The sequence below is a fragment of the Vibrio sp. B172a genome (assembly GCF_030248355.1).
Taxonomy (GTDB): domain Bacteria; phylum Pseudomonadota; class Gammaproteobacteria; order Enterobacterales; family Vibrionaceae; genus Vibrio; species Vibrio owensii.
In genome coordinates, this window is the sequence record NZ_JAHGAC010000004.1 from 1 (window position 1) to 19835 (window position 19835).

The window sequence follows — 19835 nt, forward strand, 5'->3', positions numbered from 1 at the left end:
AGACGAGAGACGAGAGACTATTTCATTTTGTCTATTTAGGGCAAACACTGTCAACGCCTTTTGAGTCCTTGTATTTACCTCTAATATTCCAGCACACACATCTCGATTCCTAGAGCGAAGCGTTCCCGACTCTCGAAGCGCAACATCCTTTAGGACAAAGTCCGTTCTTCGATTTCCGAAAACAAAAAGCGCCAGTCTCTCGACCAGCGCTTTTTAAATTTACTTAGTAACTTCAGCGTTCTTACATTGTGTAAGTGTATGGTGCTTGAATACCTAGAGGAATACCTAGCATCCAGTAAGCAACTAGGAAGATAGACCAACCGATTAGCATAGCAATCGAGAATGGCATCATTAGAGACGCTAGCGTACCGATACCTGTCGACTTCACGTAACGTTGACAGTAAACCACTACTAGAGGGAAGAATACCATCAGAGGTGAAATGATGTTCGATACAGAGTCACCTACACGGTAAGCCGCTTGAGATAGCTCAGGTGAGATACCTACAGCCATTAGCATAGGAACTAGGATTGGACCGATAAGAGCCCATTTCGCTGATGCAGAACCGATTAGAAGGTTTACAGAAGCCGTTAGAAGAATCATACCGATGATAGTTGCTTCACCCGGTAGGTTCATCGCTTTAAGACCTTCGGCACCGTATAGCGCTAGCATCGTACCGATGTTTGATTGCGCAAATGCAGATAAGAACTGCGCACAGAAGAACGACATTACAATGTATGCGCCCATCGTAGACATCGTATCCGCCATCGCTTTGATGATGTCGTTACTTGTCTTGAACGTGCCAGAAACGCGACCGTAAACGTAACCCGGAATGATAAACAGGATGAAGATCAGAGGAACGATAGACTTCATGATTGGCGCAGAGAACGCTGTGATTTCACCTTCAGGTGAACGCAGTGCAGAGTTTTCTGGGATAAGTGCCACAACAAGAAGTGCGATACCTGCCATCATAGCCCAACCAGCGTAACGGAACGCTTTTGATTCAGTTTCAGTGAAAGAACCTAGATCTGGTGCTTTTTCTGCATCTTCATCGACAGGCGTGTTCGCTAGACGAGGTTCGATGATTTTCTCAGTTACGTACCAACCAATAGCAACGATGATTACTGAAGATAGACCAGTAAAGAAGATGTTCGCTAGCGGGTTAACCACGTACTCAGGGTCTAGAACCTGTGCCGCTGTTTGCGTAAAGCCAGCTAGTAGAGGGTCGATACCTGAAGGGATGAAGTTTGCAGAGAAACCACCTGATACACCTGCGAACGCTGCCGCGATACCCGCTAGAGGGTGACGACCTGCTGCGTGGAAGATGATACCACCAAGAGGAATAACTAGAACGTAGCCCGCATCCGCAGCTGTGTGCGATACGATTGCTACAAGAATTAGCATTGGAGTAAGAAGTTTCGCTGGCGTGAAGTTCAGCATCTTCTTAAGACCAGTTGTGATGAAGCCAGAAGAATCGGCAACACCTACACCCAACATCGCTACAAGAACGATACCAAGTGGCGCAAAGCCAGTGAACGTTGTCACCATGTTAGCAAGGAAACTTGCTAGTGCTTCACCTGTTAGAAGGTTAGTAATAGTAAGAGCTTCGCCAGTTCGAGGATTTAGAAGGTCGAAAGAAACATTCGACAAAAGTGCAGACGCAGCCCAAGTAATGATTAGTGCCCAGAAGAACAGAATCGCTGGATCAGGAATTTTGTTACCCGCTCGCTCGATAAAGTTCAGAAAGCGATCCATACCGCTCGGCTTCGGTGACGGTGCTTTATTTACTGCTTGGTTACTCATGGTAACTCCATATGAATGATGTTGGTGCCATGGCCTATTTGAATAATTATAACGGCCTATTTTCAACCGAGCATTCTATTAAATAGTGATTAAGAAAGCACAAGGTTCTACGTTTTTTTCCATATTTGGAGACATATTTTGCAAAAAAGCCATATCGATTAAACATAAAAAAAACAGTAGCACACCATTCGCGTTAACAGTTGCAAAACCACCTGTTAACCACCGAAATTAGCAATAAAAAGCGTCAATATTAACGATAAAAGTAATTATAAGCGGAATAGAAAACACCTCAGTTTTCGAACTCACTGTACTGCGAAATCATAGTTTTCAATTCAACAGATTGCGTTTCCCCCATCCGATCTTGCCAGCTAGAAGTAATGGTAATGGTTTTGAGGGAACCAGAAACTGTTGCCGCTGGAACTTCCCATTCCACAATGTAAGCTCCCGCAGTAGAAGATCCTGTCATGATCGAAGCAAATGAGGCACTAGAAATCGTAGAAAGCGCATCAGAAGCGCCACGAGTCCGAAACCACTCGAGTTGATTTTCCGCTAAGCGTAGCGCCTCAATACTGTGAATCGCATATTCTGATTTGCGTTCCATATAGATTTGCAGCTTTGTCAGACCAAGTGCGCCGATGCCGAGTAGCAAGAATGAAATGAGCACCTCAATTAAACTAAAACCTTGTTGTTTAGAGATCATTCCAAGAGCCCTTTTTCCATTTAGTCTTCAGAATACGAGAGAGCGGCACATCAATTGCGTTGCCATCAAAATATAGATCTAGCGCAGCGCCAAAAATAGCGGCCTGCCCCGGAGCATCCATCACATAACCACCTGAAGGGAAAAAAGCACCTTGTTGATAGTACACTATGTCGGTATCAGCCGGTTTAGGAGTAAAGTTAGCAACATGACCATTGAGTACTAACTTCAATGCCTCTAAATCGTCTTGGACCGTTGAGGAACTGCTAGTCCATGAAGCAGAGGAGGGAGTGAAGTCAGGATGGAAGTTTCCACTATTATCTGTTTCACCAGAAACGAAATGGAAAAGTAACCCTTTGAAAGTAAGCGCACCACTTGTGGTAAATAACCCATTGTGAGCAACCAAGATAACACCGCTAGGAGTGTAAGTATTAATAGCAGTTCCAATATTACTTAAATCGGTTCCTGTTAAGTGACAATTACCATAAATCCAGATTAAGTCTTTTCCATTATCAATAATATTCTTTATCTGGGTGCCACAATCATCAACCCTTGATGGGACTGGTAAAGTTTGTTGCGTAAACTTCATTTCACCAGAGCTTTTAGTCAAAGAAGTAGCGGATACCTTAACAAACTCTTCGTTGGACATGACTTTAAACCAATCCTCACGTTTTTCAGCAAAGAAGTTTTCAAATGGCTGTTGTGATGCATCTAACAAGAAATCTTTTTGAGAAGATGTTGGCGAAGAAGTAACTGTTGATTGATGCCCAGAATCGCACCCCTGCCCTGAAGGAAAGTCAACATAGGGTTTAGCACTATCCGTTAACCCCTTATTCTGCAAATTGCCAAACACTTGCAATTTACTGCTGTATGTTACGGCTCGGCATTGCCATTTATTGGTAGTGCTTGCCTCTTTTAAAGGATCAGGGCTAATAGAGTTAGAGCCGTTTAAATAAAGATCTGCCGTTGTCTGGATCGCTCCAGCCCCATTTCTACCTGCGAATCTTATGACTTTTGTTATTTCAGCAAACCCACTCTCAGAGACAACTGTCAAATATTGGCTGGCTTTACTCAGTGTCAAACTTGAACTACAGACATCTAGTTGTGTTGGAGTCGGAACAGACACAGTCTCTTGAACTAGAGCGAAAGCACACTCCAATCCTCCCTCAGCACGCCAATGCTCTTGCCGCGCTTCAATTTGGTTATTGGCACGTTTGATCTGATAGAAAAGTGACTTGTAGCTACCAAGCGACATCATTAACGCTGCGACAAGTAATACACTGACAACCAGTAACGCTGCTGCACCTTGTTGTTTATTCATTATTGCCAGTTCCTTTGTTTTACCGTAAAGGACTGCTCGGTACGAGTACCCGTCGCATCTTTTAACTCTGTTCCTAATGTAACCGTCACCAGAGCACTCTTAGCATCGGTGCTTTCTAACACCTCACTCACAAGGTCAAACCGATTAACATGAATCGCCTTTTTGTCGAAGAGTGTGTTACACGTCCCTGTGCCGGAGAGGTTGGCCACATCATTGATATCCCAGATAGTGGCTTGTTTCTTTTCACACACAAACAGCGACTCTGGTGTACTATCTCGCTGTTCATACACCACGTTTTTATACAGAGACGTGGCACCAGAAGCCCCAACGTTATAAACGTATGCAATAAGCGCAGAATCAGCACCACTAATGGTGTAAAGGGTGTTGCTAGCACCAGAGATCTTGACCGAATTCTCATCGCTACCATCAAACCCAGCACGCTGAATATCACTTTTCATCATCTGTAAAACACTGGCCGTATTTTGCAATAGCATCAGCTCCTTTGAGCGTTCCATCGCTACCTTCTGACCACTGATATAAAGCGAACCGACGATACCCAAAGAGATCAGCCCTAAAGAAGAAGCAATCATGAACTCAACGAGGCTGGCCCCATTTTGGTTAAACATATTCACCTCTTAAGAACAGGTTGAGTAACCGAAGAACTCGGTATTATTGTTATCACTGCATACACGAACGCGAGCAGAAAGAGTATGGGAGATGAGTTTGAGTGCTTTTGCAGATTCTCCTACCGGATAAAATTTGATATTGCCGGAGGAAGGGCGACCATGAACGTCGTCGAAACTGATTTGGTCGGAAGCGTAATTAGGTGTAAAGACGATCCCTTCATAAGGCGCTCCTGAAAAAGAGAACAAAACCGTCCCTGCGCCCTCCGTTCCGTTATCAGTAAGATCGATGTGCCAGTGACCATCATTAGATGAACTACCGGACATGATAAAGTGCGCCCAAAGCCTCTCTCGACGCAAAACAGCTTCTGATTTTCCCTGAATAACAAAACCATGCAGTTCATCGGCTAGGCGCTGCATTTTGTTGGTTTCAAAAACATTTTGGAAAGATGGTGCTGCCGCCGCCAGTAAAACACTCATTACAGCGATGGTGATCAGAAGCTCCAACAACGTAAACCCGCGAGGCATTTCCCAAATTCCTATGCAAACGGCAAAAGCGCCGTAATTCATCTTGCGCAGATGCTATCACCTGAGAAAAATAGGCGGAAAAGTGAAAAGGAAACTACTCGTCATGATTCGAATTTCTCGTTGCAACGGATACAACAGACGATTAAGAGGGATGACATTGGTCGAATTACTGATTGCTGTAGTGATTGTAGGAATCATTGCAGCTATCGCCTATCCGTCTTATTCCAACCACGCGATCACTGCACATCGCACTGTTGCGTTGAGTGACATCAGTCGTATTCAGTTAGAACTCGAAACCACTTACAACGGTGGCTATGACTGGAGCGGGATTATATCTGGGGGTAGTTGCACGATTTGTGATTCGGACGTAGACCGCTTCTCATTTTCCATCGCAAGCTCAGCAATAGCAGCATATACAATTACAGCAACTGCAAAATCTGATCGTGGACAAGATGGGGACAGCTGCTTTCCGAGCGGCCAAGATAAAAAAATAACATTAACTTCGACGAATATTGAATCACCAAGCGAGTGCTGGAACTGATTAAGCCACCTTCTCTTCTCTGGTCAAAAGAAAGCAGATACGAAAAAGCCCGCATCAATGCGGGCTTCTTATTAAATTTTAACTTGGTCAGTAATTAGCTGGTTAAGTCATCAAAGAACTTCTTCACACCGTTGAAGAAGCCTTCAGATTTTGGCTTGTGTTTAGTTGCAGCATCGCCACCACAAGACTCATCAAACTCTTTCAACAGTTCTTTTTGACGAGAACTTAGGTTAACTGGAGTCTCAACCACTAGCTTAACGATTAGGTCACCCACACCGCCGCCACGAACACCTTTCACACCTTTACCACGCATACGGAACATACGACCTGTTTGCGTTTCTGTAGGTACTTTAAGGTTCACACGACCATCTAGCGTCGGAACTTCCACTTCACCACCTAGAGCTGCCATCGCAAAGCTTACTGGCACTTCACAGTATAAGTTGTTGCCTTCACGTTCAAAGATATGATGCTCTCTCACGTGAACTTGTACGTATAGGTCACCTGCTGGTGCGCCCATTTCTCCCGCTTCACCTTCGCCAGATAGACGAATACGGTCGCCAGTATCAACACCTGCTGGGATCTTAACGTTAAGTGTCTTAGTTTTCTGCTTACGGCCTTGACCATGACATTCATTACATGGGTCTTTGATGATCTTGCCTTTACCGTGACAGGTAGGACAGGTCTGTTGTACTGCAAAGAAGCCTTGACGCATCTGAACTTGACCGTGACCATGACAGGTACCACAAGTCTCAGCTGAAGAGCCTTTCTTCGCGCCACTACCATCACAGGTATCACAGTGTACAAGCGTAGGTACTTCGATCTCTTTTGATACACCACGAACCGCTTCTTCTAGCGACAGTTCCATGTTGTAACGTAGGTCTGCGCCACGTTGTGCGCGCTGCTGACCACCGCCACGACGGCCGCCACCAAAGATATCACCGAACACATCACCAAAGATGTCGCCGAAGTCAGCGCCACCGCCACCAAAACCGCCGCCGCCGAAGCCGCCACCGCCTTGTTCAAAAGCTGCATGGCCGTACTGATCATACGCCGCTTTCTTTTGAGGGTCAGTGAGAATTTCGTACGCTTCTTTTACTTCTTTAAACTTGTCCGCAGCAGACTCATCACCCTGGTTACGGTCTGGGTGGAATTTCATCGCTAGACGCTTGTACGCCTTTTTGATATCGCGCTCAGAGGCATCACGGCCTACGCCTAATACTTCGTAAAAATCACGTTTTGACATGTTCTTCGTCACCAATTAATTACTGCAAACGGCATGATTTACCGCTTGGTGTTTGTATCGTTCTAGGTAAGTGCACTCATTGCAAAATACTTAACTAGAAAGACAGCTTTGACAAACAGACGGGCGTAAGAGTTACCCCAAACGCCCGCGCACAAAAGTCTTATCGACTCTAGGCGACCATGGGCCGCCTAGTTAGAAATAATATTATTTCTTGTCGTCTTTAACTTCTTCGAACTCAGCATCAACTACGTCGTCTTCTTTAGACTGTTGAGCATCAGCGTCAGCACCTTGTGCTTGTTGCGCTTGAGCTTGTTGTTGAGCGATTTCCATTAGCTTTTGAGCTGCCGTCATTAGCGCTTGAACTTTAGCGTCGATCGCTTCTTTGTCATCGCCTTTACGTGCAGTTTCTAGCTCAGAGATAGCTGCTTCAATCTTCTCTTTCTCTTCTGCAGGTAGCGCTTCACCAGCTTCTTCTACTTGCTTACGAGTACCGTGAATCATTTGGTCAGCTTGGTTACGTGCAGTCGCTAGCTCTTCGAACTTCTTGTCCGCTTCTTTGTTCGCTTCTGCTTCTTGAACCATTTTCTCGATGTCTTCGTCGCTTAGACCGCCAGAAGCTTGGATAGTGATCTTCTGCTCTTTACCAGTCTGCTTGTCTTTCGCTGAAACGTGTAGGATACCATCCGCATCTAGGTCGAAAGTAACTTCGATTTGTGGCATACCACGTGGTGCAGCTTGGATACCTTCTAGGTTGAACTGACCTAGAGATTTGTTGAAAGACGCTTGCTTACGCTCACCTTGAAGAACGTGGATAGTTACCGCGCTCTGGTTGTCTTCTGCTGTAGAGAAAACTTGGTTCGCTTTAGTTGGGATAGTTGTGTTTTTCTCAACTAGCTTAGTCATTACGCCGCCCATTGTCTCGATACCTAGAGACAGTGGAGTAACGTCTAGTAGAAGTACGTCTTTAACGTCACCAGCAAGTACACCACCTTGAACTGCAGCACCCATTGCTACTGCTTCATCAGGGTTTACGTCGCGGCGAGCTTCTTTACCAAAGAACTCAGCAACTTTCGCTTGAACCATAGGCATACGAGTCTGACCACCAACTAGGATTACGTCAGTGATGTCGTTTACAGATAGGTCAGCGTCAGCTAGAGCAACTTTTAGTGGCTCAAGAGAACGTTGTACTAGGTCTTCAACTAGAGATTCTAGTTTCGCACGAGTCACTTTCACGTTCATGTGCTTAGGACCAGTCGCGTCTGCAGTTACGTAAGGTAGGTTTACGTCAGTTTGAGAAGTAGAAGAAAGCTCGATTTTCGCTTTTTCTGCTGCTTCTTTAACACGTTGCATCGCTAGTGGATCGTTCTTAAGGTTGATGCCTTGCTCTTTGTTGAACTCGTCTACTAGGTAGTTGATTAGACGCGTATCAAAGTCTTCACCACCAAGGTGAGTGTCACCGTTAGTTGCTAGAACTTCGAACGTTTTCTCGCCTTCAACTTCATCGATTTCGATGATAGAGATATCGAATGTACCACCACCAAGGTCGTATACCGCGATAGTGCGGTCGCCGCCTGACTTGTCTAGACCGTATGCTAGAGCAGCCGCTGTTGGTTCGTTGATGATACGTTTAACTTCTAGACCTGCGATACGGCCAGCGTCTTTTGTAGCTTGACGTTGAGCATCGTTAAAGTAAGCAGGAACTGTGATAACTGCGCCAGTTACTTCCTCACCCAGGAAGTCTTCAGCAGTTTTCTTCATTTTCTTCAGGATTTCAGCTGAAACTTGAGGAGCTGCCATTTTTTGACCTTGCGCTTCTACCCAAGCATCACCGTTGTCAGCCTTAACGATTTTGTAAGGCATGATTTCGATGTCACGTTGAACTTCTTCGTCTTCAAAACGACGACCAATTAGACGCTTAATTGCAAATAGCGTGTTAGTTGGGTTTGTTACTGCTTGACGTTTAGCAGGTTGGCCTACTAGCGTTTCGCCGTCTGTGTATGCAACAACAGATGCGGTTGTACGCTCGCCTTCTGCGTTTTCAATTACGCGTGGCTTGTCACCGTCTAGAACAGCAACACAAGAGTTAGTAGTACCTAAGTCAATACCAATGATTTTACCCATCAGGCTATCTCCGAATAAATTCTATTTTCGTTTTGCTATATCCCCTATGTGGGGACGTAGAATCGGGTTTCAACCCTTGCTCACAAACAAAAATAATGTTGTTTGCTTCTCTTATGCCCAATAGATAAGGGCTGCAAATAGCTTTTCAAGGGAGAGAACAAAAAAAATTGAAAAAAGTTGCGCAAAAGGTGGAGGCGGGATTCTCGAATCTCGGAGCGCAGCGTTCCAAAGGACGAAGTCCGTTCCCGAAGCAAAGCGTTTCTAAAAAGAAAAAGCGAGGCCCTGGGACCTCGCTTTGAATTCAGTTAAATGTGTAGTTATGAATTACGCACTTGCTTGTGCTGGTTCAGCATCTACGATTTCTTCTTTACCAATCTCACCTTCAGACTTAGCAACAATCGTGTTTACTGCTGTATCGCCGACTACGTTAGATGATGTACAGAACATATCGTTAATACGGTCAACCGCTGCAACGATTGCTAGACCTTCTGGTGGCAGACCCAATTGGTGAAGGATAACGCCAACCATTACTACACCACCGCCAGGAACACCGCCTGCACCAATAGACAGTAGCAGAACCGTGAAGCCTAGAGTCACTAGGTCAGATACCGCGATAGGCTGACCAAACGCGTTTGCACAGAATACCGCTGCGATTGCGATATAGATAGAAGCGCCCGCCATGTTCATAGTTGCACCTAGTGGTACACCAAAACCAGCTACTGACTTAGACACACCAATCTTGTCAGTAAGAGTGCGCATCGTTACCGGAATCGTCGCATTTGAACTTGCGGTAGATAGAGAGAACAGCACTTGCTCACGCGTCTTGCGAGAGAACTCACGTGCAGAAATACCCGTGAACATTTGAACCGCTAATGGGTAAACCACGAAGATCCAAAGCACTAGCATTGAAACCACAAGAGCAACATAACCTGCTACCGATGCAAGCGTACCTGCATCCAAGGTTGCGCCAAGTTGAATCATCAGAGCAAACACACCATATGGCGCTAAGCTCATCACTAGGCCAATCAGCTTCATCATGATTTCGTTCGCCATCTTAAAAGTACGAACCGCTGGGCCGCCTTTTGAATCAAGCGCTTGAATTGCAAGACCTGTCAGAATTGCCATAAAGATAATTTGTAACATGTCACCATTTGCAAACGCCTGAACTGGGTTGCTTGGGACAATGTTCACAACCATAGAGAAGATGTCTGGCGTTTCTGTTGACTTGAGTGCCACAGAGTCAGAGATCGTACCCGCAAGGTTTGCACCTGCACCAGGCTGAACAATCATAGCAACAGTAAGAGCAGCAACGATCGCGACGACGGTATTCAAAATGTAAAGAGTAAAGGTTTTACCACCTAAGCGACCAAAAGAACGAATGTCTTTAAGCTCCACGATGCCACATACAATTGATACATAAACCAGAGGAACAACCAGAAGTTTAATCAGCGAAACGAACATGCCGCCCGCACCTTCTGCTGTACCTAAGATATAGGTATCAAAAATCGCAATACCGCTAAATAAGTACTGAATAGCTGTACCCAGCACGAGGCCGGCGAACAAGCCGATAAAAATCTTACTAGAAAGCGATTTATCCATCATAAATCTCCGAAATGTTGTGTTTACTATTTATATTTTTATAGTTACATCTGCTGATTTTTACAGCAGACCTCGCGAATAATACACATCAGGGTTACAAAATAAAGACCTTCTTTACAAGAATGTTAATAAATAACATTAAAAGTAAATCACCAGATTCACATTCATATTCAGAATTTAATTTTGAAGGCAAGTCATAACAGACACTTATAGACACAGCATTCCATAAGTACGCAAGATAAAGAAAGGATATCCCCTATAGGAAAATTATTTCCCAATAAGAAAAACTTTGAAGGGGATCAAATTTCAAATTTATCGCATATTCAGAGGGGTGAATATGTTTGAAGGGATGTTTGAAATAAAAACGCCCGCTTTGTAATAGCGGGCGTTTTAATATATTTATATCAATGATTTAGATGATTACTTAGCAACCATAACCATTGCAGGGCGAATAACTCGACCGTTTAGCTCGTAACCTTTTTGCATTACAAACATTACTGTGTTTGAATCATGGTCAGGGCTTTCTTGAATAGACATCGCTTGGTGGAACTCAGGGTTGAATGCTTCACCTTCTGGGTTGATCTCTTTCAAACCGAATTTCGATACTGCGTCTACAAATGTCTTGTGTGTTAACTCAACACCTTCAAGAATTGGCTTAACCACTTCGTGCTCTGCATCCACAGCTTGGATAGCACGCTCTAGGTTATCGATAACTGGAAGTAGTTCTTCAGCGAATTTGTTCAGAGCGTACTTACGAGCTTTATCGATTTCTTGCTCAGTACGACGACGCATGTTTTCTACTTCAGCTTTAGAGCGAAGAACCGCATCTTGCTGGTCTTTCACTTTTGTCTCGCTAGACAGTAGTGCTGCTTCTAGTTGAGCAATCTTAGCGTCTTTCTCATCACCAATGTCTTCAAGTTCTGCTTCAGCTTCTTGCGCTGCCGCTTCTACTTTCTCAGCTTCTTCGATGATTTGATCAAGCTCTTCTTCTGTAACTTTGTTTTCTTCGTTGCTCATGATATCTCCAGAATTCAACTTAATGTCCTTAAAGCCACTCACGTTTTGTGGGCTTTAACCACATAAAAATTCGCATATTTAGGTAACTTGCCATTATTATGGGGATGAAGATTCCTGATTCAAGCCTCTTTAATGCGGAAATGCTATGAAAAACCCATGTAACGTGATCGCGATTATCGGAAAACCACGAGATCAGCAGGCAATTCAAACTCATAGAGAGTTATACGAATGGCTGACCTCTGAAGGTTACCAAGTCTTTATCGATGATCGCCTTGCTGCAATTTTAGACGAAATCCCGCAAAACCAGTTTGCCAGCCTTGTTGAACTGGGTAAAAACGCCGATCTCGCTATTGTCGTTGGCGGTGATGGCAACATGTTAGGCGCAGCTCGCATCTTGTCTCGTTTTGATGTGGCTGTCATTGGGGTAAACCGAGGTAACTTGGGCTTCCTGACTGACCTTGATCCTGATGACTTTAAAGAAGCATTAAAAGCCGTATTAAAAGGCGAATATATAGAAGAAGAGCGCTTTTTATTGGAAGCAGAAATCCATCGTCACGGTCAAATCAAGAGTCACAACGCAGCATTGAACGAAGCGGTCTTGCACCCAGGCCAAGTCGCGCACATGATTGAGTTCGAAGTCTATATTGATAACAGCTTCGCGTTCTCACTGCGTGCCGATGGGTTAATTGTTTCCACTCCAACGGGCTCTACAGCTTACTCTTTGTCAGGTGGCGGCCCAATTTTGTCACCAAGCCTAAACGCGATTTCTCTGGTGCCAATGTTCCCGCATACATTGTCTAGCCGACCGTTAGTTGTGGATGGAAAACGTCGTATCAAACTGGTCGTTTCTCCAGAAAACCGCGGCACGCAAGAAGTGAGTTGTGACGGGCAAGTCTCTCTACCAGTGTCTCCAGGTGATGAAATCCATATCTATCAGAGCCCGAACGTTCTCAAGCTGATCCATCCGAAGGACTACAGCTACTATCACGTACTCAGAAATAAGCTTGGTTGGTCAAGTAAACTGTTTTAGCAATAAAGGTTGGTGTGAAAGCATCAACCTTTTTTCTTCTCTGCCATAAAAGCCTCTTGTAAAAGCCAAACGACATTCAATCAAGCAACGTTAAAATTAATTTTATAAATTTAGATCTTGTGTGCAAATTTTATACAAACCTTAACGCTCGAATTGAATGCTCGATGTCCGGTGATATTCTCGCCATGAATAGAATATAAACTCTATTTCATACCAATTATCTCAAAGGACGCATTATGAAAAAAACAATTATATTGTCCGCTCTCAGTACGTTAGCGCTTATGGGCTGCCAATCTGAGGAGGCAAAGGTTACCGATATTTCAAACGCAAAAGCCGAGGACATCACCAACACCAAACGAGCGTTGGCACAACAACTCAGTGAGAGCTACACCGACATAGAACCGATGCTGCGCCGAGACATCACCGCAGAACACATCAATGTCCCTGTTTCTTCTTTTGTTGAACAAACTCCCCTGTCGGCTTTCAGTAAACAACTTATACAAGCCGATACACAAATTCGCTCATGGAAAGGCATTTCAGAATACTCAGAACAGCTTCTCGAAGTTCGCCTTGCAAATGAAGAGATGCTAGATGTATGGCAAGAAGGCAAAATTAGCCCCCTATTTGCTTTTGAACCAAGTGGCGATGATGAGCAATGGCAATACATCGAAGCGTACGATGTCTATGGTCAAATCCACCAGTTAGACGTTTATCAACTTCCTGACGTACCGGTTTTGGTTATTGATAACAATAGCTCAGCAGAACTCAAAGCTGGCCTGCAAGCTATGCAAGCAGAGATGAAAAGCTTAGGTCAAGCAACCATGGTCCAGCCATATCTATCCGATAACCTGCGAGTTAATGCTCCTCTTCTGGCCAGTGCAGCAAGCTCCACTCAACCAATTCAAACCACGCAACTTAAGAAGATTCGTCTTTCAGATGATCAAGAACCTTGGATCTCGGGCAAAGCAGAAATCTACGCCATCGTTACTGGCGTCAATCCAAGCCGTGACGAGCCAACGTTAGATTTGGTCGAACTTCCATATTTGGATTACGACAATCAAGATTACTATCCGAACCAAATCATCATTCACTGGTCTCGTTACCGTTGGGGGGCGGCGGATATCGTCTTGATGGAGCAAGATGACGGCACCGATTACAAACAGTTAGCCAAGCTGCTTGTTCAGGTTGCAGAAGAAGTCCTGAAGGCAATTCCAGATCCAGAAGTACAGGCATACGCCATCATTCCTCAAATCACGAACAAAATTATCGATGCGATACCTGATGGGGCACTCACCAACGATGATGATTTTGTCGATGTTTACTACACGCTGATGCAAGACACTTCTTATGTCGACCATCCAGGTGCCGGCGTCAACGCAGTGGTTACTTTAGAGCCGCTCACAATTAACCCAACTCGCCCGTAACTTGTTCAATTTAAATAGGTCGTTGCATTTTCTGCGACCTATTTTTCCCTTCTCCCTCACAAAAAATCGCTTCTTTGAGAAAAAATACCTAACCCACCTTTACTGTATAAAGAAACAGTATATACTGTTTTCTTATACAGTGTTGTTCAGTTATACAGGTAAATAAAAATGCTGGCTCATCTAAGTGTTAATAATTTTGCGATTGTTAAATCTTTACAGCTCGAGCTTTCAAAGGGCATGACCACCATCACTGGTGAAACAGGCGCAGGTAAATCTATTGCAATTGATGCATTAGGTCTTTGTTTAGGCGGACGTGCCGATGCAGGCATGGTGCGACAAGGCGAAGAAAAAACAGAAGTCAGCGCAGCCTTTTTACTGGACAACAATCTACACGCAACGCGTTGGCTAGAAGATAACGACCTGCTGGATGGCAGCGAATGTATCTTGCGTCGCATCATCACTAAAGAAGGCCGCTCTAGAGCCTTCATCAACGGCAGCCCAGTCCCACTTTCGCAACTCAAATCTCTTGGGCAGTTGTTGATCAACATCCATGGACAGCATGCTCATCATCAACTGATGAAAAGCGAGCATCAAATGGCCATGCTTGACCAATATGCAGGACATTTAAACTTATTAAAAAGCACACGCAGTGCTTACCAGCATTGGCGTCAGGCAGACAATAACCTTAAGCAACTAAAAGAGAACAGCCAGCAAAACCAGGCACAAAAACAGTTGCTTGAATACCAAATCAAAGAACTGAATGAGTTATCGCTAGGTGAAGAAGAATTTGCAGAGCTCGAGCAAGAGCACAAACGACTGTCCAACAGCGGTGAACTTGCCGCTACCTGCCAGCAAGCCATCGAACTTATTTACGAAGGTGAAGAAGTCAATGCGCTTGGTATTTTGCAATCGGCCAATCACTCCCTAATCCAATTAGCGGAATTAGATGAGAAATTAGCTGAACTGCCAAACATGCTGTCAGAGGCAATGATCCAACTAGAAGAAACCAAAAACGAACTTCGCAGCTACCTTGACGGCATTGATGTCGACCCAGGTCGCATGGCTTATGTCGAAGAACGTTTTTCTAAAGTGATGTCGATGGCTCGCAAACACCATGTGATGCCGGATGAACTCTACCAACACCATCAAGATCTGCTAGCACAAATTGAAGCACTAGATTGCTCTGATGAACGCTTGGATGAATTAGCACAAGAAGTGGAACAGAAATACCAAAGCTTCTTAACTCAAGCAGAAAAACTGCACAAATCACGCAGCCGTTATGCTAAAGAATTGAACAAGCTGATCACGCAAAGCATGCACGAGTTGAGCATGGAAAAAGCCGTGTTCAGCATCGAAGTGAACAACGAAAACGCGCATCCATCTCCACTGGGCATGGACAGCGTATGCTTCTTGGTTTCAACCAACCCAGGTCAGCCATTGCAGCCTATCGCTAAAGTCGCTTCTGGTGGTGAGCTATCGCGTATCTCCTTAGCGATCCAAGTAATCACCGCTCAAAAAGTCGACACACCAAGCTTGATCTTCGATGAAGTGGACGTAGGTATCAGTGGCCCAACAGCGGCCGTAGTTGGCAAGATGCTACGCAAACTAGGTGAATCGACCCAAGTCATGTGTGTTACCCACTTGCCGCAAGTTGCTGGTTGTGGTCACCAACAGATGTTTGTCGCGAAACACACCAAAAGTGGCCAAACTGAAACACAAATGCGCTCACTGGATGAAGAGCAACGTGTGGCAGAACTCGCTCGCTTACTTGGAGGTAGCCAAATCACTGACTCTACATTGGCAAACGCAAAAGAACTGCTTATTGCAGCTTAACGACTTAGCCTTAATAAGGGGATGAAATATGGATATCAGGACAGTCGACCATGAAAGCTGCTTAGATCTCATCCCCATTTTTACCGAATTAGAGCAGTACTACTTCAAAGAACAGGCAGCCACAGAGAAAGAGTTGGCACATTATCTCAAGTACAAAGTCTTTTCAGAGTACTCTGGCGTCAAAGTTATTGCTGCATACAATAACGACACCATAATGGGGTTTGCGACTTACACCGTGATGTTTCCTGCACCGAAACTCTCCGGTCAAATGTATTTGAAGGACCTATTCGTGTCCTCTTCTGCGCGAGGGAAAGGCGTAGGACTAAAGCTGATGAAATATCTCGCGTCTCTTGCTATCAATCATGGTTGTCATCGATTAGATTGGACAGCAGAAAGCACAAATCCTATCGCAGGTCGGTTTTACCAATCGATTGGTGCTGAGCGAGTCAACGAGAAAGAGTACTATCGCTTTTCCGGCGATACTCTACTTGAGTTTTCACAAGCCAAATAACCACTGAATTTTCTCCTTCATAGGCCTGACAAACATGCCATTATTGTGCGTGACAAACTGTTCAGTTCTCGGTTTAAGCGAATTTGTGAGTCATGTTCTGTCATTTAGCGTGCAATATCAGCGAATAAATGCAACTCAACTCAAAATTCGTTGTCAGATTTCCTACCATACGACGCATAGCTTTTTACATCTGCGTCGAGCTTGTTTATTATCAGCGCAGTATTTTAAAGGTTACTAAGAAATTATTATGCAATTAAAGAAGTGGTTAGTTGCCGTACCATTAGCAATGACATTGCTGACAGGATGTTCGGTATTGGAAAGACTGGTTTATCGTATTGATATCAACCAAGGCAACTATGTAGAACAAAGTGCGGTTGATAAATTAAAGTTTGGGATGACTAAAGCACAGGTTCGCTACGTTCTTGGTTCACCTATGTTGGTTGAAAATGGCTACCCGAACACGTGGTACTACATTTACCATCACACACCAGGTCACGGTGATTCCGTACAGAAAGATCTGATCGTTCAATTTAACGATCAAGGTACGCTGGCAGATCTCACTGGCGATTACCCGAAAAGCGATGCGTTTTACGAGAAGATTCAGTAAACAACCTTTATTTTCGCAGTATTCCTAAAGCCTCCTCATGGAGGCTTTTTTATTGCTTGTCACTCACTCTAACTCCCTAATTCACAGCTTTATTTTCCCTCTTACTCTCCCTTCATCGCTTTGTTTGAATGGACTCGCAAATCCTCTTGCTGAGCATTTTTTTATGCAACCACTCACATTTAATCTGAATGGAGTAATGGTTCATGCAAGGAACACGAAAATGAAAGCAATGTCTTATGGTCTACTCGCCATCTCTTCACTCCTTTTGCTTGGCTGTGATGATGACGATTCGAAAGAACAAATCGCTATAACCTCCCATATCAACAGTTTGGAGTTTAATCATGCGGATGACTCAGACCTTGAACCCATCAGGCAAGCTGTAGCTGGTAAATCATTTATTGGCCTCGGTGAAGCGACTCATGGTGGAGCACAAGGCTACAAGTTGAAATCTCGTATTACCAAATACTTGCATCAATCTGGTGAAATCGATGTTCTTGCAATGGAGAGTGGCCTGTATGACGGACTTCGCTTGTGGCAACGCTTGATGGATGGAGAAATCACCGATGTACGAGACGCCATGCTCTACTCTTTCATGTTCCTCTACTCAGAAACTCCAGAAATCTACCCGTTATACGAGTACGTTGAGCAACAAGCGTTTACTGACAAGCCTTTGTATTATGTTGCATTTGATGGCAGACACAGCAGCGACCCTGCTTGCAGTACCATGCTGCCAGAAATGCAAACATTCGCAGAGAAGCACCAATTGATTAACCTAGATTGGGCAAGCTTTATCACCAACGGCGAGGCAATGATGTGCCCTTGGTATTTTGCCGAGCCAGACCACAGCGCGAAGCAAGCATTTATCAATCAACTTGCATCTCTTAACTCTGTGATGTCTCAAATGAAAGCCGAACAACTCCTACCTCCATTGGAGCAAAGGCAAGATTTTCGTGAATACGCCACCTTCTGGTTGCAGATAGTCAAAAGCATGCAAGCGCATGTGCAAAGTCGTTGGTTTGATACCTACAACCCTGATGAAGTCATGCAAGCCGACAACCTACGATGGCTACAGAAAGAGTGGTTACCAGGTAAAAGCATTCTCGCTTGGGGCCACAACGTCCACATAAGTAACTACGTTGGTGCATGGCATGACAGCACCGGTGCATTTTGGCATCTGCGCCAACAAGTAGACCCAAATGAAGTGTACAGCTTGATTCATACCTTCGAAGATGGATATATCACTCCAATGGAATCCGATCCAGAGCTAAGGGCTATTCCTCATTTTTCAACTCGTGAGATGGGAAGTGTGGAGAAACTCTTGGCACAAAATGGCGTCGAAAATGCCTTTATTAAAATGGAAGATATTGCCGGGTTAAAACACCCAGATAGCATCATTTACCAACCTCTAAGCTACGCCAACGACCTAGCGGAAGGGATTATCTACACCAGAACAGAAACCCCGAGTTCGATAGATTCGCCAAGATAAGCGCCAGAAATGACAAAACCTCCCAGTTGGGAGGTTTTGTTTTATATCTACGAGCGTTATTCCGCTGATTTTCTCAAAGAGTTTGGCTTACCGCCCGTCACAGGATCTGCATTTCCTGCCACTTTTGCTTGCTCAGCTCGTTTACGGCGAATCTCTTTTGGATCCGCCAGTAATGGACGGTAGATTTCGATTCGGTCTTTGTCTCGAACCGTCGCATCTAGTCGAACGTTGCGGCTGTAAACGCCGACTTTATTCTTCTTCAAATCAATCTCTGGGTACAATTCAAGTACACCTGACTGACGAATAATCTCTTCGACCGTTGCTTGGTTGTTTACAACCAAATTGAACACACGCTGCTCCTGAGGAAGTGCATACACCACCTCAACATGAATCATGTCCGACTCAATACTCATAGCACTCGTACACCTGTTTCGCACGTTTAGTAAAAGCGTTTACCATGTTGCTGGTTAGCTCATTAAAGATTTTGCCAAAAGCCATCTCAATCATTTTGCTTGAGAATTCAAACTCAAGTTTCAGCTCAACTTTACAAGCCTGCTCATCAAGTGCGGTAAAGATCCATCCACCACGAAGGGTCTTAAAAGGACCATCCACCAGATTCATCATGATCGCTTGACCAGGAATAAGTTCATTAGAAGTTGTAAACGTCTTGCTGATACCTGCTTTCGCCACGTCGACAGAAGCCACCATACCTTCGCCCGAAGACTCAATGATTCGTGAACCTGAACAACCAGGTAGAAACTCAGGATACTTCGAAACATCATTGACCAGATCGAACATCTGCTCTGCACTAAAAGACACCAAAGCAGAACGGCTGATTTGCTTCATACACACTCCTATCGATACGCGTACAAGTTTAAGACTTGTGCCAATTTTACTTTTATTCGACGATAGCGCAAATAAAAGGATTTCCTAACGTATACCCAACCCGTATAATGAGGCCATTATGGTAAAGAAAAAATCAAAACAAAAAGCGGGTAGCAACACTATCGCGCTTAATAAAAAAGCTCGCCACGAATACTTCATTGACGATGAAATTGAAGCAGGCTTGGAGCTACAAGGCTGGGAAGTGAAAGCACTTCGCCAAGGTAAAGCCAATATCGCTGAAAGCTACGTTTTCATGCGTGACGGAGAGGCTTTTGTCAGCGGAATGACCATCACTCCTCTTAATCAAGCATCAACTCACGTTGTCGCAAACCCTACACGTGTGCGCAAACTACTAATGAGTCGTCGTGAACTCGACAACCTTCTTGGTCGCATCAACCGTGAAGGTATGACGCTAGCCGCATTGTCACTGTACTGGTCTCGCTCTTGGGTGAAGATCAAGATCGGTGTAGCGAAAGGTAAGAAGCTTCACGACAAACGTACCGATCTGAAAGAAAAAGATTGGGCTCGTGAAAAAGCACGCGTGATGAAGAGTTCACTGCGTTAAACT

The 19835-nt window shown here is 44.5% G+C and carries 19 protein-coding genes; 8 read left to right on the plus strand and 11 right to left on the minus strand.

Features of this window, described 5'->3' with window-relative positions:
• Nucleotides 1–241: 241 nt before the first annotated feature.
• The 5 genes from KIT90_RS05885 to KIT90_RS05905 all read right to left on the minus strand — a co-directional run bounded on the left by KIT90_RS05885 (nucleotide 242) and on the right by KIT90_RS05905 (nucleotide 4970).
• Nucleotides 242–1801, minus strand: a complete 1560-nt coding sequence (locus KIT90_RS05885; RefSeq protein WP_005440222.1) for an AbgT family transporter — start codon at nucleotides 1799–1801, stop codon at nucleotides 242–244.
• Nucleotides 1802–2090: 289 nt separating this feature from the next.
• Nucleotides 2091–2501: a prepilin-type N-terminal cleavage/methylation domain-containing protein gene (locus KIT90_RS05890; protein WP_039984746.1), complete on the minus strand. Its 411-nt coding sequence runs from the start codon at nucleotides 2499–2501 to the stop codon at nucleotides 2091–2093.
• Entirely contained in the window at nucleotides 2491–3819 is a 1329-nt protein-coding gene (locus KIT90_RS05895; protein WP_285375858.1) for a hypothetical protein, read from the minus strand. Before KIT90_RS05895 ends, KIT90_RS05890 begins: the two co-directional genes overlap by 11 nt.
• Nucleotides 3819–4445: a PilW family protein gene (locus tag KIT90_RS05900; RefSeq protein ID WP_285375859.1), complete on the minus strand. Its 627-nt coding sequence runs from the start codon at nucleotides 4443–4445 to the stop codon at nucleotides 3819–3821. Before KIT90_RS05900 ends, KIT90_RS05895 begins: the two co-directional genes overlap by 1 nt.
• Before the next feature lie 9 nt (nucleotides 4446–4454).
• Nucleotides 4455–4970 (minus strand): GspH/FimT family pseudopilin, encoded by a 516-nt coding sequence (locus KIT90_RS05905; RefSeq protein WP_285375893.1) that lies wholly within the window; start codon nucleotides 4968–4970, stop codon nucleotides 4455–4457.
• A gap of 103 nt (nucleotides 4971–5073) precedes the next feature.
• Here KIT90_RS05905 and KIT90_RS05910 point away from each other — a divergent pair, with 103 nt between their 5' ends.
• Entirely contained in the window at nucleotides 5074–5511 is a 438-nt protein-coding gene (locus tag KIT90_RS05910; protein ID WP_285375860.1) for a type IV pilin protein, read from the plus strand.
• Between the two features lie 94 nt (nucleotides 5512–5605).
• On the opposite strand, the gene dnaJ is transcribed toward KIT90_RS05910, so the two are convergent.
• The 4 genes from dnaJ to grpE form a co-directional block, all read right to left on the minus strand.
• Entirely contained in the window at nucleotides 5606–6754 is a 1149-nt protein-coding gene (dnaJ, locus tag KIT90_RS05915; RefSeq protein ID WP_005440230.1) for a molecular chaperone DnaJ, read from the minus strand.
• A 204-nt stretch (nucleotides 6755–6958) separates the two neighbouring features.
• Nucleotides 6959–8875: a molecular chaperone DnaK gene (gene dnaK, locus KIT90_RS05920; RefSeq protein WP_005440231.1), complete on the minus strand. Its 1917-nt coding sequence runs from the start codon at nucleotides 8873–8875 to the stop codon at nucleotides 6959–6961.
• Between the two features lie 324 nt (nucleotides 8876–9199).
• Nucleotides 9200–10474, minus strand: coding sequence for a dicarboxylate/amino acid:cation symporter (locus KIT90_RS05925; RefSeq protein ID WP_009705607.1), 1275 nt, complete (start codon nucleotides 10472–10474; stop codon nucleotides 9200–9202).
• Nucleotides 10475–10894: 420 nt separating this feature from the next.
• Nucleotides 10895–11491: a nucleotide exchange factor GrpE gene (grpE, locus tag KIT90_RS05930; RefSeq protein WP_285375861.1), complete on the minus strand. Its 597-nt coding sequence runs from the start codon at nucleotides 11489–11491 to the stop codon at nucleotides 10895–10897.
• A 145-nt stretch (nucleotides 11492–11636) separates the two neighbouring features.
• On the opposite strand from grpE, the gene nadK reads away from it, so the two are divergent.
• The 6 genes from nadK (at nucleotide 11637) to KIT90_RS05960 (ending at nucleotide 18382) form a co-directional block, all read left to right on the plus strand.
• Nucleotides 11637–12521, plus strand: coding sequence for an NAD(+) kinase (gene nadK, locus KIT90_RS05935; RefSeq protein WP_005440235.1), 885 nt, complete (start codon nucleotides 11637–11639; stop codon nucleotides 12519–12521).
• A 236-nt stretch (nucleotides 12522–12757) separates the two neighbouring features.
• Nucleotides 12758–13945, plus strand: a complete 1188-nt coding sequence (locus KIT90_RS05940; RefSeq protein WP_285375862.1) for a DUF3103 domain-containing protein — start codon at nucleotides 12758–12760, stop codon at nucleotides 13943–13945.
• Between the two features lie 168 nt (nucleotides 13946–14113).
• Nucleotides 14114–15778 carry a DNA repair protein RecN gene (gene recN, locus KIT90_RS05945; RefSeq protein WP_009705604.1) on the plus strand — a complete coding sequence of 555 codons (1665 nt, stop codon included), beginning with the start codon at nucleotides 14114–14116 and terminating at the stop codon, nucleotides 15776–15778.
• A 28-nt stretch (nucleotides 15779–15806) separates the two neighbouring features.
• The gene (locus KIT90_RS05950; RefSeq protein WP_285375864.1) at nucleotides 15807–16289 is read left to right on the plus strand and encodes a GNAT family N-acetyltransferase; all 483 of its coding nucleotides are present in this window, start codon (nucleotides 15807–15809) and stop codon (nucleotides 16287–16289) included.
• A 247-nt stretch (nucleotides 16290–16536) separates the two neighbouring features.
• Nucleotides 16537–16896: an outer membrane protein assembly factor BamE gene (bamE, locus tag KIT90_RS05955; RefSeq protein WP_005440242.1), complete on the plus strand. Its 360-nt coding sequence runs from the start codon at nucleotides 16537–16539 to the stop codon at nucleotides 16894–16896.
• Between the two features lie 220 nt (nucleotides 16897–17116).
• A complete protein-coding gene (locus KIT90_RS05960; protein ID WP_009705602.1) occupies nucleotides 17117–18382 on the plus strand; it encodes an erythromycin esterase family protein in 1266 nt (421 codons plus the stop codon).
• A 56-nt stretch (nucleotides 18383–18438) separates the two neighbouring features.
• Here the strand turns inward: KIT90_RS05960 and KIT90_RS05965 are convergent, their stop codons facing one another.
• Complete coding sequence (locus KIT90_RS05965) at nucleotides 18439–18795, minus strand: RnfH family protein (RefSeq protein WP_005440246.1); 357 nt, start codon at nucleotides 18793–18795, stop codon at nucleotides 18439–18441.
• Complete coding sequence (locus KIT90_RS05970; RefSeq protein ID WP_005424743.1) at nucleotides 18785–19228, minus strand: SRPBCC family protein; 444 nt, start codon at nucleotides 19226–19228, stop codon at nucleotides 18785–18787. Before KIT90_RS05970 ends, KIT90_RS05965 begins: the two co-directional genes overlap by 11 nt.
• Before the next feature lie 118 nt (nucleotides 19229–19346).
• On the opposite strand from KIT90_RS05970, the gene smpB reads away from it, so the two are divergent.
• The gene (smpB, locus tag KIT90_RS05975) at nucleotides 19347–19832 is read left to right on the plus strand and encodes an SsrA-binding protein SmpB (RefSeq protein ID WP_005440253.1); all 486 of its coding nucleotides are present in this window, start codon (nucleotides 19347–19349) and stop codon (nucleotides 19830–19832) included.
• The last annotated feature ends 3 nt before the right edge of the window (nucleotides 19833–19835 follow it).